Origin of the sequence: Corynebacterium sp. UMB0012 (genome assembly GCF_030216265.1) — a bacterium.
Taxonomy (GTDB): Bacteria; Actinomycetota; Actinomycetes; order Mycobacteriales; family Mycobacteriaceae; genus Corynebacterium.
In genome coordinates, this window is sequence record NZ_JASOKQ010000037.1 from 1 (window position 1) to 9399 (window position 9399).

General features: G+C 59.1%; 9 protein-coding genes and 1 pseudogene. 4 read left to right on the forward strand and 6 right to left on the reverse strand.

The genetic code is table 11. From position 1 onward, the window contains the following. Positions 1 to 136: 136 nt before the first annotated feature. On the reverse strand, positions 137 to 895 hold the full coding sequence (locus QP324_RS11615; RefSeq protein WP_239277404.1) for a DivIVA domain-containing protein: 759 nt from the start codon (positions 893 to 895) through the stop codon (positions 137 to 139). A 200-nt stretch (positions 896 to 1095) separates the two neighbouring features. Beyond that, positions 1096 to 2442 carry an NADP-specific glutamate dehydrogenase gene (gene gdhA / locus QP324_RS11620; RefSeq protein WP_239277402.1) on the reverse strand — a complete coding sequence of 449 codons (1347 nt, stop codon included), beginning with the start codon at positions 2440 to 2442 and terminating at the stop codon, positions 1096 to 1098. Positions 2443 to 2640: 198 nt separating this feature from the next. Here gdhA and QP324_RS11625 point away from each other — a divergent pair, with 198 nt between their 5' ends. Then, positions 2641 to 3723 carry a glycerate kinase gene (locus QP324_RS11625; protein ID WP_239277401.1) on the forward strand — a complete coding sequence of 361 codons (1083 nt, stop codon included), beginning with the start codon at positions 2641 to 2643 and terminating at the stop codon, positions 3721 to 3723. On the opposite strand, the gene QP324_RS11630 is transcribed toward QP324_RS11625, so the two are convergent. After that, on the reverse strand, positions 3720 to 4118 hold the full coding sequence (locus QP324_RS11630) for a hypothetical protein (protein WP_239277400.1): 399 nt from the start codon (positions 4116 to 4118) through the stop codon (positions 3720 to 3722). The two genes, QP324_RS11625 and QP324_RS11630, sit on opposite strands and share 4 nt — an antisense overlap. Positions 4119 to 4154: 36 nt before the next feature. On the opposite strand from QP324_RS11630, the gene QP324_RS11635 reads away from it, so the two are divergent. Both QP324_RS11635 and QP324_RS11640 read left to right on the forward strand, forming a co-directional pair. After that, positions 4155 to 5360, forward strand: a complete 1206-nt coding sequence (locus QP324_RS11635) for an amidohydrolase (RefSeq protein ID WP_239277398.1) — start codon at positions 4155 to 4157, stop codon at positions 5358 to 5360. Between the two features lie 97 nt (positions 5361 to 5457). Then, positions 5458 to 7848 carry a glycogen/starch/alpha-glucan phosphorylase gene (locus QP324_RS11640; protein WP_284816127.1) on the forward strand — a complete coding sequence of 797 codons (2391 nt, stop codon included), beginning with the start codon at positions 5458 to 5460 and terminating at the stop codon, positions 7846 to 7848. Between the two features lie 71 nt (positions 7849 to 7919). Here QP324_RS11640 and QP324_RS11645 read toward each other — a convergent pair whose 3' ends face one another. The 3 genes from QP324_RS11645 to QP324_RS11655 are packed head-to-tail and all read right to left on the reverse strand — an operon-like array spanning position 7920 to position 8948. Next, positions 7920 to 8435: a hypothetical protein gene (locus QP324_RS11645; protein ID WP_284816129.1), complete on the reverse strand. Its 516-nt coding sequence runs from the start codon at positions 8433 to 8435 to the stop codon at positions 7920 to 7922. A 39-nt stretch (positions 8436 to 8474) separates the two neighbouring features. Next, entirely contained in the window at positions 8475 to 8711 is a 237-nt protein-coding gene (locus QP324_RS11650; RefSeq protein WP_239234727.1) for an alkaline phosphatase, read from the reverse strand. 36 nt (positions 8712 to 8747) lie between these two features. After that, entirely contained in the window at positions 8748 to 8948 is a 201-nt protein-coding gene (locus QP324_RS11655) for a hypothetical protein (protein WP_284816131.1), read from the reverse strand. Between the two features lie 132 nt (positions 8949 to 9080). On the opposite strand from QP324_RS11655, the pseudogene QP324_RS11660 reads away from it, so the two are divergent. Beyond that, positions 9081 to 9323, forward strand: a pseudogene (locus QP324_RS11660) (IS256 family transposase); the annotation flags it as partial. Between the last annotated feature and the right edge of the window lie 76 nt (positions 9324 to 9399).

Sequence of the window (9399 nt, forward strand, 5' to 3'; positions counted from 1 at the left end):
CGACAAACCGTCTGCCCACCCACCAGGGTCTTTGGCCGTGCCTGATGCAAGGGACCAAACCATCCCTCACCCCTTAAGCTCCCCAGCCCGGGTACCTCCGGGAAATGAAACTTGAGGGCAGAAAGATTTTAAAGGCTTAGCGCTCGTTATAGCGACGCTCGTAGGCCTCGCCTTCTGCGTAACGGGAGCCGCCCGCAACGCCACCGGCACGACCCGAGGACTGGTAGTCGCCGCCACGGGAACGGACTCCGGCACCGCCGCGCAGTGCAGAGCGGTCGGAGCTTACGGTGCGCAGTAGTCCATTGAGAGTGGTTTCAAATTCGCTTAGCTTGCCGTCTACAAACTCGTCGCATTCACTACGCAGACGGTTGGACTCGGTGTGGGCGGACTCCACGATGCGGTGTGCTTCCTCATCAGCGCGGCGCACAACTTCAGATTCCGAAACCATACGCTCTTGCTCGGCACGGCCTTCTGCCACGGAACGCTCATATTCATCATTGGCCTGAGCGATGGTGCGGTCTGCTTCCGCGCGGGCCTGTTCCACCATGGACTGAGCGCGAGCTTCAGCATCAGCCACTAGCTTGGCGGCATGCTGTTCTGCGTGGGACACCGTGGCATCCGCCTCCTCGCGAGCATGGCCCACGATGTCGTCGGCCTGCGCATTAGCATCATTGATGGTCTGGTCCGCGCGCTCTTCGGCGCCGTGGAGGATTTCATCCTGCTTATCCAAGACATCCTGCGCGTCATCAATTTCAACGGGCAGGGCGTTTCGGAGGTCGTCGAGAAGCGCGAGCATTTCATGGCGCGGAACCATGCAATTAGAGGTCATGGGGAGGCTATGGGCCTCTTCCAAGTGCTGGACTAGTTCATCTAGGGACTCAAAGACACGGTACATGCTGCGAATTTTACATGCCCTCACGCGCCAGACGTGGAGGCCACGCACCGAGTGTGTACTGCGGATTTACCCTCCAGTGCCGACAATCGCCTTGCAACCGCCCACTCACGCAATCTATGGCGCGTATTTACAGCACAAGCTCCCCTTCTCCACTACACAAAGGCAGCACAGAAGGGGGACTTGAAAGAAGAAGTGAGCAGCTAGATAACGCCCTGTGCCAGCATGGCGTCCGCTACCTTCTTGAAGCCAGCAATATTTGCACCGGCAACGTAATCGCCTTCACGGTCATATTCCTTAGCCGTGCTATCGATGTTTTTAAAGATATTGGACATGATCGCATGGAGGCGATCATCGGTGTACTCAAAGGACCAGGAGTCACGGGATGCGTTTTGCTGCATTTCTAGCGCGGAGGTAGCAACGCCACCAGCGTTGGCGGCCTTGCCCGGCGCGAAATTGATCTTAGATTCTTGGAAGATGTGGACCGCCTCTGGGGTAGACGGCATATTGGCACCTTCGGCTACGTAGCGCACGCCGCCGTCAACGAGCTTCTTTGCGGATTCGCCATCGAGCTCATTTTGGGTGGCACACGGCAGAGCCACGTCTGCCTGTACTTCCCAGATATTTCCGCCTTTGTGGAATTCCACTCCGTTTCCAGCCTCTTCGGCGTAGGTGGAAATACGTTCACGGCGGGTTTCCTTTACATCCTTGAGCAGTTCAATGTCCACTCCATTCGGGGTGGTGATGTAGCCGGAGGAATCAGACATCGCAACTACGGTGGCGCCGAGCTCTTGGGCCTTAGCGGCAGCGTAGATGGCCACATTGCCAGAACCGGAGACGATAACCTTGGCGCCGTCGAAAGACTCGCCGTGCGTCTTCATCATCTCATTGGTGAGGTAGACCGTGCCAAAGCCCGTGGCCTCAGTACGAACCAGGGAGCCACCCCAGGTCAACCCCTTGCCGGTGAGGATGCCGGATTCGTGCTGGGTGGTCAGGCGACGGTACTGACCAAAGAGAAAGCCGATCTCACGGCCGCCGACGCCAATGTCACCGGCCGGCACGTCGCGGTATTCACCGATGTGGCGGTGCAGCTCCGTCATAAAGGACTGGCAAAAGCGCATGACCTCTACCTCGGACTTGCCCTTAGGATCAAAGTCAGAACCGCCCTTGCCGCCACCAATGGGCAGGCCGGTCAGGGAGTTTTTGAAGATCTGCTCAAAGCCAAGGAACTTGATGATGCCCAGGTTGACCGAGGGGTGGAATCGCAGGCCACCCTTGTAGGGGCCGAGCGCGGAGTTGAACTGGACGCGGAAGCCGCGGTTGACCTGGATTTCGCCATTATCGTCGATCCATGGCACCCGGAAGATGAGCTGGCGTTCAGGCTCGCACAGGCGCTCCACCAGGCCGTAGTCCGCGTACTGCGGGTCTTTTTCTAGGACAATTTTCAGCGAATCCAGGACCTCAGAAACAGCTTGGTGGAATTCTGGTTCTCCCGCATTGCGCTTGAGCAATTTGTCGTAGTACTCAGAGATTTGGCTATCTACTGACATGGTGTGCATTCCATTCTGTGGACTTGTAAGAACAGATACCAGCTTCCTATCAAACTACCGATAATGCAAGCAGGTTCGAGGGTTCAGGTAGATACATACCCCCTTTACCAGCCACGTTAAAGATGGATATTTTCTGTAGTCCGTTCGAATCCTAAGCCGCGCCGTGCCCCAGCGCGGGCGGGCTTTATAATCACGGGCATGCATATTGTTGTCGCCCCAGACTCGTTTAAAGGCACCGCCTCCGCGCCCGAGGCCGCAGCCAGCATTGCTATGGGAGTGCGCCAGGCGCTTCCCGACGCCACGGTGACCACCCTGCCCATGGCTGATGGCGGCGAGGGCACCGCCGCTGTCCTTGCACAGGCGGCAGCGGCCGGTGGACAATCCGCCGAGACCATCACCCTGCCCACTACCGACGCCAATGGCCGCTTGACTCAGGCGAGCTATGTTCTCGCCGGAACCACGGCATTCATTGACGCCGCCTCTGCCACCGGGTTGCCCGCTGTGCAGGACAGCCTGGATCCGCTCCACGCCGATTCCTATGGCACCGGGGTGCTGATCGCGGACGCAGAAACACGTGGCGCTACCTCGATCGTGCTGGGATTAGGCGGCACCGCCAGCATTGACGCCGGGATGGGCATCCTCACCGCACTCGGCGCCGCCGCACACGACGCCCGCGGCTATGCCCTGCCCAAGGGCGGCGCTCCCCTCGTTCAGCTGGACCACATCGACACCGCGCAGCTCAATATCAAGGCGGGCATGCTCGACTTCACACTGCTGGCAGATACCCGCGCTACCCCAGTGCAGGCGGCAACCATGTACGGCCCCCAAAAGGGAGCTCAAGGCGAACAAGTAGCGCTGCTGGCCGGCGCCATGCTCCGAGCCTGCGAGGTTACCGGCACCGATGCAGATTCTGCCTACTATGGCGCCGCGGGTGGCCTTCCCATTGGCCTGTCCTGGCTCTCACGCACCCTTTGGGGTTCAGAGGAACACGTGCGCGTCCTGTCCGGCGGCACGCACGTGGCCGCAGCACTGGGCCTTCCGGAAAAGATCGCTTCGGCCGATCTCGTCCTTACCGGCGAGGGCCGCTTTGATGAACAGTCTCTGACCGGCAAGGCAGTCGGAACCATCACGGATCTCGCCCGGCAAGCCGGAACACCGGTGGGCATTGTCGCCGGCTCCTTCGAGCATGACACCGACGCCTACTGCGCTCCCCTTAGCCAAGAAGGCTCGTTGGCCCAGCAGCTAGCGGCGGCCGCCGGGGACATCGTCAAGCAGCTCTAAGGCCGAATGGACAGCGACCACGGGAAGATGGCGGGCCGCTCATGTGCCAGCTCATCTTCTAGCAATACGTGGTCCTTGGGCAGCACTGCATGCGGGGTTAGAAGGCGCGAGAGCACCATGCCCAGCTGGTTGACCGAGCCACTCACGCCCGCCACCGCAATGTCATAGCGGTGCACGCTCGCGTCCGCAAGGTCACGGTCCTCATGCTCGTCGCGATAATTTTTCCGCAGCTGCTCCTCCAGCCCCTCTGGAAACTGCGGTGCCTTGGGGTGAGTAACGTCAGCGGAAGAAAGCGAACCGCTCTCCACCAGCTTGTCGGTGGCGGTGGTAAAGATTTCCGCGACGCGCTCTGCTTGCCCGTTGGGAACCAAAACATCAAATTGAATAACCGGCATAGCGCCAACCCTACCCAATCCCTAAGGTGTGAAACCATGTCTGATTCTGCCCGCATCGCCCAGCTCGTCACGTCCCAGGAAGCCGACCTGGGGTGGCAGCAGGACTTTTACGAAGACCTGCACCGCCACCCCGAGCTTTCGCATGAAGAAGAGCGCACCGCCGGTCGTATCCGCGCCAAGCTCGCCGATTTTGACTGCGAGGTAGTAGAAAACATCGGCGGCTTTGGTATGGTCGCTATCTTCCGCAACGGCGATGGTCCCACTGCTTTGCTGCGCGCAGACTTCGATGGGTTGCCTGTCGAGGAAGCCACGGGCGTGTCCTATTCCGCCACTAATGGAAAGATGCACGCCTGCGGGCACGATATGCACACCACGGCGCTGCTGGGTGCCTGCGCGCTTCTCGACGCCTCCCGGAGCTCCTGGTCCGGCACCTTCCTCGCCCTTTTCCAACCGGCCGAAGAATCCTCCGTGGGGGCTAAGGACATGTTGGCCGATAACCTCATCGAGCGCGTGCCGCGTCCCGATATTTGCCTTGGCCAACACATCATGCCCGGCCGAGCTGGCACTGTGCGCCACACCGCAGGCCCCATCATGGCCGGCTGCGATTCCCTGCGCATTCGCGTCTTTGGAAAATCGGCCCACGCCTCCATGCCCCATAACTCCATCGACCCCACCTATATCGCGGCCATGATCGTCACCCGCCTCCAAGCTATCGTGGGCCGCGAAGTTGCCCCACACGAGTTCTTTGTCATCTCTGTAGGCGAGCTACACTCCGGCGATAAAAACAACATCATTCCCGAATCTGCCGAGCTAGTGCTCAATACGCGCTATTACGATCCCGCACTCGCGGGAAAGGTCTATGCCTCCCTCGAGCGCATGGTCAAGGCCGAATGTGTGGCGTCCGGAAGCGAGCAAGACCCGACCTTTGAGTACTACGCTCACGGCGAGGTCACTGATAACGACGCCACGGCCCACGCCCCAGTGGCCGAGGTTTTCGATGCCGCCTTCGGCTCCGATTCGGTCATCGCCGCCCCTTCTACCGCCTCTGAGGACTTTTGCTACCTACCCCAGGCATGGGGCGTACCTTATGTCTTTTGGCACATCGGCTGCACCCCGGAAGACGAGTTGCAAGACCCACCGGTCAACCACCAGGCGACCTTCCTGCCGGACTACGCCCCGACCGTCCATGCCTCCACCAGGGCAGCGTATGGTGCGGCATTGACCTACTTGGCAAAGCCCTAGGTACCCGGCGCGCCTTTACCTATTCCCCCTGCAAGGCTGCGCCAATCCTATTAAGCTGGCAGGCGTTTCGTGACTTTCCACTAACTTAAGGTTTCACATGAGCCAGCCACGGCACTCTGTTTTCGAATCCACCGTTCCCTCCCATGTTCGTGCGGCCTCCGGTGTGAGCCCGCACAGCGCTTCCTACCGCAAGTTCTGGTCGGGCCTATCCGGCGCCGTCATGGAGCAGATTGCCGATAACTGGGAGCGCACCCGTTCCGCCTATGCCGCGACCCGCCAGCAGCATTACTTCTCTGCGGAGTTCCTGCAGGGCCGCGCGCTGCTCAATAACCTCACCAACCTGGGCTTGGTCGACGATGCCAAGGCAGCGGCCACCGCTGCCGACCACGAGCTGAGCGATGTCCTCGACGCTGAGCACGATGCCGCGCTCGGCAACGGTGGCCTCGGGCGTCTTGCCGCTTGCTTCCTCGATTCCGCTGTCACCCAGGACTACCCCGTCACCGGTTATGGCCTGCTTTACCGTTACGGCCTTTTCCGCCAGTCCTTTGAGAATGGCTTCCAGAAGGAACAGCCTGATGCGTGGATGGAAAACGGCTATGACTTCATCATCCGCCGCGCCTCCGAGCAGCGCCGTGTCCACTTCGATGATATGGACGTGCGCGCCATTCCCTATGACATGCCTATCACCGGCTACGGAACCGATAATGTGGGCACGCTACGCCTGTGGAAGTCCGAGCCCATCGCTGAGTTCGATTACGATGCCTTCAACTCCCAGCGCTTTACGGAGGCCATTGTCGATCGCGAGCGCGTCATGGATATCTGCCGCGTGCTCTACCCCAACGACACCACCTATGAGGGCAAAGTACTGCGCGTTCGCCAACAGTACTTCTTTGTCTCCGCATCCCTGCAGACCATGGTGGATAACTACATTGCCCAGCACGGCGAGGACCTCACCGGTTTTGCGCAGTACAACTCCATCCAGCTCAATGACACCCACCCAGTGCTCGCCATCCCAGAGCTCCTGCGCATTTTGCTTGATGACCATGGACTGAGCTGGGATGCGGCGTGGAAGATCGTCACCGATACCTTCGCCTACACCAACCACACCGTGCTCGCAGAGGCCCTGGAGAGCTGGGAAGTGTCCATCTTCCAAAAACTGTTCTGGCGCATCTGGCAGTTGGTGGAAGAAATCGACCGCCGCTTCCGCGAAGATATGGCCCACCGCGGCCTGGATCAGGGCCGCATTGACTACATGGCGCCGGTATCCAACGGACAGGTTCACATGGCCTGGATCGCCTGCTACGCCGCCTACTCCATTAACGGGGTCGCCGCCCTGCATACCGAGATCATCAAGGCCGATACGCTGTCCGAATGGCACGAGCTCTGGCCAGAAAAATTCAACAATAAGACCAATGGCGTCACCCCGCGTCGCTGGCTAAAGATGTGCAACCCCCGCCTGGCAGAACTGCTCACCCAGCAGGCTGGTTCCGATGCGTGGGTTACTGATCTCACCCAGTTGGCCAAACTCGCCGATAAGGCCGACGATACTGCCCTACTACGAGAACTGATCGCCATCAAGCAGTCCAATAAGCGCGACTTTGCGCAATGGGTAAACGACCACCAAGGCGCTGAAATCGACCCTGATTCCATCTTTGACGTGCAGATTAAGCGCCTGCACGAGTACAAGCGCCAGCTGATGAACGCCCTCTACGTCCTCGACCTCTACTTCCGCATCAAGGACGAGGGCGAAACCGTGCCGAAGCGCACCTTCATCTTTGGCGCCAAGGCCGCACCGGGCTACGACCGCGCCAAGGCGATTATCAAGCTCATCAACACCATCGCAGACCTGGTCAATAACGACCCGGCCACCAAAGACATCATCCGCGTCGTCTTCGTAGAAAATTACAACGTCTCCCCCGCCGAGCACATCATCCCGGCCGCTGATATCTCCGAGCAGATTTCTGTGGCTGGCAAGGAAGCCTCCGGCACGTCCAATATGAAGTTCATGATGAATGGTGCCCTGACCTTGGGCACCATGGATGGAGCAAACGTAGAAATCGTCGAGGCGGTTGGCGAGGACAACGCTTATATCTTCGGCGCCCGCAATGAGGAGTTGCCACAGCTGCGCGCCGAATACAACCCGGGCGAGCTTTACCAAAGCGTGCCAGGCTTGGCCCGCGTGCTGGATGCGCTTGTCGACGGCACCCTGGGCGCAGACAATGCCGGTATCTTCGGCGATCTGCGCGCCTCGCTTCTCGACGGCTTCGGGGAGCACGCCCAAGACCAGTACTACGTCCTAGGTGACTTCGCCGACTACCGCGAGACCCGCGACCGCATGGCCGCGGAGTATAAAGAGGACGAGCTTGCGTGGGCAAAGAAAGCGTGGCTGAATATCTGTTATTCCGGTCGTTTCTCCTCGGACCGAACCATCGCGGACTACGCGAACGAGGTGTGGAAGATCCAGCCGACCCCGATTTCCCAGCGCTAAGAAAAGGTCCTGCTCTTCGCCGTGGAAGCGAAGGGCAGGACCTTTAGGTAAGGCGCTGTGCCCTATTCTGTTTAGCGCAGGCCCACGCGCTTGAGCTGCTCATACATGGGCTTCAAGTCGATGTTAAGCACGCCCATCTGCGTAGCCAGGAAGCCGAGGCCGCCGACAACGGCGCCTAGAATTCCCAGACCCGTAGCTAGACCTGCAGCAAAGCCCTTGCTGCTTCCTTCCTTTCCGCCTTCATCAGACGGGTGAGCAGTATCTCCTGGCTGCTCTGGCTCTTCTGCTTGGCCGGTGCCATCGTTCCACCACTCATCAAAGACCAAGTTGGCCACCAAGGTGTTATCGATGAAATCGCCGCGCACCGAATCCGTACCGGAGGTATTAGCCATGATGTCCTCAGAGCCTGCACCCTTGAAGAAGAATGGCACCAATTGGTTGGTGTGCTGCCCGGAGTACCAACCGTGCCGAGCGACCTTGCCCTTTTCGCCTTCCATGGCGTTAAAGCGGTCTTCCGCATCAGGGTTGTCGTCCGTCGCTGCCTCATTCGCACCGGATAGATAACCGGTTTCGTGATCCGCGGTCACGACGAGCAAAGTGTCCTCCCACGAGGAGTTCTCCTCTACCTACTTGATGGCAGCATCAACCGACTTATTAAAGTCCTGAGTCTCCTCGATATCGCGCACTGGGTTATTTCCGTGGCCGGCCCAGTCGATGGCACCGCCCTCAATCATGATGGAAAAGCCATCCTCGTCCTGTCCCAGCGCATTGAGGGCGCCAGTCGTCATGGTGGGGAGATCGACGACGTCGTTAAGCTCGTCCGAGTATGGAGCCTTTGCCTCGCCCGAGCGGGAGTTCTGCAACGTGGAACCTACCTGCGCGATACCCCAATACTTCTGCTACGGCTTGACGTCACCTTGCGCCATCTTCTTGAAGTCATCGTTGGACTCGAAGTAATTCCAGTCGGTCTCGCCTCCGGAAAGCTTGGCGTAGTCGTCCTCGTACATGAAGCTATAGTCGGGAATATCGACCTTCTGGTGGTCATTATCGTAGAACGGGTGGCCAGCGGCCATGACCAAGTCGAGGGCGCTGCCGAGCATCTCACGGCTAATGTCCTGCAGCTTATCGCGGTCCTTGTTGTGCGCGGCCCACGCCGCCGGAGTGGCTTCGGAATAGAGAGTGTCTGATGGTTGGTGTGTGGGTACCTAACCTGCATGAGGAGATGGACCAGAATGACTACTGTGGCGAGACGAGATCCGGCTGATAAGGCCAAGATTGATGCGATTGAAAAGAAGCTTCTTGCTAGCCCTGAAATCGCGAAACTGATCGATTACCTAGACACGTCCACCACGGATGCCAATGACTTGGTTCGCGGCATGTTGCAAGCCTCGATTACCAGAGACCTCAACGCTGAAATGGATGCCCACCTAGGCTACGAGTCTGGCGACAGGAGCGCTAAAGCTGCAGCTGGAACTGAAGCGTCCTGGGTTTAGTTCCGCTTCTTTTACGGCCCTGTGTTGATGGGCTGGGTGAGATAGTACTCGGTTTCTA

Bases quoted from the DNA above. Each gene is read 5' to 3' on its own strand.
- QP324_RS11615 (WP_239277404.1), bottom strand. From the start codon at position 895: ATGTACCGTGTCTTTGAGTCCCTAGATGAACTAGTCCAGCACTTGGAA.
- gdhA (WP_239277402.1), bottom strand. From the start codon at position 2,442: ATGTCAGTAGATAGCCAAATCTCTGAGTACTACGACAAATTGCTCAAG.
- QP324_RS11625 (WP_239277401.1), top strand. From the start codon at position 2,641: ATGCATATTGTTGTCGCCCCAGACTCGTTTAAAGGCACCGCCTCCGCG.
- QP324_RS11630 (WP_239277400.1), bottom strand. From the start codon at position 4,118: ATGCCGGTTATTCAATTTGATGTTTTGGTTCCCAACGGGCAAGCAGAG.
- QP324_RS11635 (WP_239277398.1), top strand. From the start codon at position 4,155: ATGTCTGATTCTGCCCGCATCGCCCAGCTCGTCACGTCCCAGGAAGCC.
- QP324_RS11640 (WP_284816127.1), top strand. From the start codon at position 5,458: ATGAGCCAGCCACGGCACTCTGTTTTCGAATCCACCGTTCCCTCCCAT.
- QP324_RS11655 (WP_284816131.1), bottom strand. From the start codon at position 8,948: ATGCTCGGCAGCGCCCTCGACTTGGTCATGGCCGCTGGCCACCCGTTC.